Raw genomic sequence first — 2,131 nt, 5'->3', positions numbered from 1 at the left:
TTAGATAGGGCGAATTTTTGTAAAAAAGATAAACTTTGTTTAACTTGTTCTATTGGTAGAGCTTATAATCAGCAAAAAAAATTCTTTCAAGCGTTGGAAGTTTATCCTTATGAAAATGATGATGATTTACTAAGTAAGTATTGGTATTATATTGTTACTCCCGTTCGTCATTCTCCAGATGAAAGTTTAGAAGTTGTTTATAATCGTGCTGATGCACTTCGTAAGTCCGCATTGATGCAAATGAGGAATTCGAGGCGTAGAAATAGTAAAGGTTTTTGGTCGCAGTTTAATGGTGGTATGGGTAGTATTGAATTTACTTTTACTCGTAATGGTTGGAATGTTCATATAAATTGGCTTGTTAATTCTGATAACAGAGTGCAATTATATGAAGTTGAGGATAAGAGAGGTAAGAAGTGGTATCAAAATGAGCTGTTAGAGCGTTTTTTAAAGCGTTTTAATGATAGTTATATACATTCTATTAGTGAGCTTAATTTTGATAATAGAGAGCAAATTAGAGATAATTTATTAGAGGTTTTGAAATATTCTTTGAAATTTAGTTCATTGGAACCACACCAGTTGGTGATGTTGTATTATTTTTTGTATCGTAAGAGATTATTTTTTACATTTGGAAATTTAAGAGGTTTGGATTTGGAAAGTGTTAATGAGGTTTCAATTGGTGATGATTTTGAAGAGGGAGAGGAATTTATTAGGCTTATTTATAGAAGATTACCGGATTTGAAGTATAAGTTAGATTTTGTTGAAAAATAGTTGTTTTTTGTCATTTGCTTAAAAAAGGAAGCTCTTAGACGAACGAACTCGAAGTTTTAAATGTGTTAGGTATTTGAAAATTTGTGTTTTTCTTATCCTTACCTTTTACCTGCAAGGGATGAAAATTTGTCTTAAAATATAGCTATTTTAATTATCTTATTATTATTTTTCAATTACGATTTAGTTACAATACCCGCCAACGAGCGGGTCAATAAACTATCGTATATCAATCTATTCTACACAAAACTTTTTCCCCCGAAAGGGTGGCTCAAAAATCGATAAATCAATAAAAACCGTTACTCTTTGTCAAGTGCCGCCACTTGCGTGGGGCTTTGCCCCCGCAGTGGGCGTGTTCCTATAAAAATTTGAGAAAAACACACCTATGAATAAAAAAAATGTTTTTCGAAAATTTTTATAGGAATTGAAAACACTTGACAAAGAGTAACGGAAGTTTTAACAATTTTATTGTTTTTGAGCCACTAAGGGGGAAAGTTTAAAAAGCAAAACAAATTAATTTTGGGATTTGAAATCTTTTTTTCATTTTTTTAATTTTTTTCAGTTCGCTTACTTATTACTTGATAAATAGAAATAAAGTGTGTCATTTTTTTGATAATTGTAATTTTTTGTGTATAATTATGTGTAATTTAATTTGTCTTAAAGGTGTCATTATGATTAATAAATTGAAAAAAGATAAGGTTAGGAATGTAACATTGACTTTGAATGGTGAAACTATAAAAGAGCTTCAAAAGTTGGCTGATGTTACAGGTCTTAGTAAAAGTGGTGTTGTTAGAAATTTAGTTGAGATGTTTGGTAAAACTTATATTGATGTTGTAAATTTGATAGATAATTATAATGGCGATGAGAATAATTTAGATGATTATCTTAGAGAGAATGGTTATGGATTTCTTGTTGATGGTAAATGTAAGTAGCGTGTGTTGCCCCAAAAGGGGCGTGTGTGTTGTTAGTCCCTTTTATAGGGGAAAGGAATAACCTGTGTTGAATTATAACATACATTTGGCGGATAAACAAAATGAATTTATTGATAAGTTTAAAAAGAGATATATTAGGGCTCATAAGCTGAAAATAAAACTTTTTGATTTTTGGGATAGTTTTCCGTATCGTGTAGATGGTAGAATTATTAAGAGTGATGAATTTTATGAGAAAATGAAAAAGAATGTTTTTGATTGTGGTAATTTTTTGGAGTTTAAAGCTGGTGTTGGTAATGATAAGATTAGGTTAGATAGGGCGAATTTTTGTAAAAAAGATAAACTTTGTTTAACTTGTTCTATTGGTAGAGCTTATAATCAGCAAAAAAAATTCTTTCAAGCGTTGGAAGTTTATCCTTATGAAAATGATGATGATT

3 protein-coding genes are annotated in these 2,131 nt (G+C 30.0%); all 3 read left to right on the top strand.

Going from position 1 to position 2,131, the window contains the following annotated elements:
• Nucleotides 1–768 (top strand): hypothetical protein (locus ACXJH6_RS00455; RefSeq protein WP_456469796.1); only part of this gene is annotated, 768 nt, incomplete at its 5' end.
• 668 nt (nt 769–1,436) lie between these two features.
• A complete protein-coding gene (locus ACXJH6_RS00450; protein WP_456469795.1) occupies nt 1,437–1,697 on the top strand; it encodes a ribbon-helix-helix domain-containing protein in 261 nt (86 codons plus the stop codon).
• Between the two features lie 64 nt (nt 1,698–1,761).
• Nucleotides 1,762–2,131 (top strand): rep family protein (locus ACXJH6_RS00445; protein ID WP_456469794.1); only part of this gene is annotated, 370 nt, incomplete at its 3' end.

The sequence above is a fragment of the Caminibacter sp. genome (assembly GCF_053999135.1).
Note: the sequence above shows the minus strand (reverse complement) of the source record. Positions and strands in the feature narration are given on the sequence as shown.

Excerpts from the sequence above, each read along its gene's own strand:
- ACXJH6_RS00450 (WP_456469795.1), top strand. The coding sequence starts at position 1,437 with ATGATTAATAAATTGAAAAAAGATAAGGTTAGGAATGTAACATTGACT.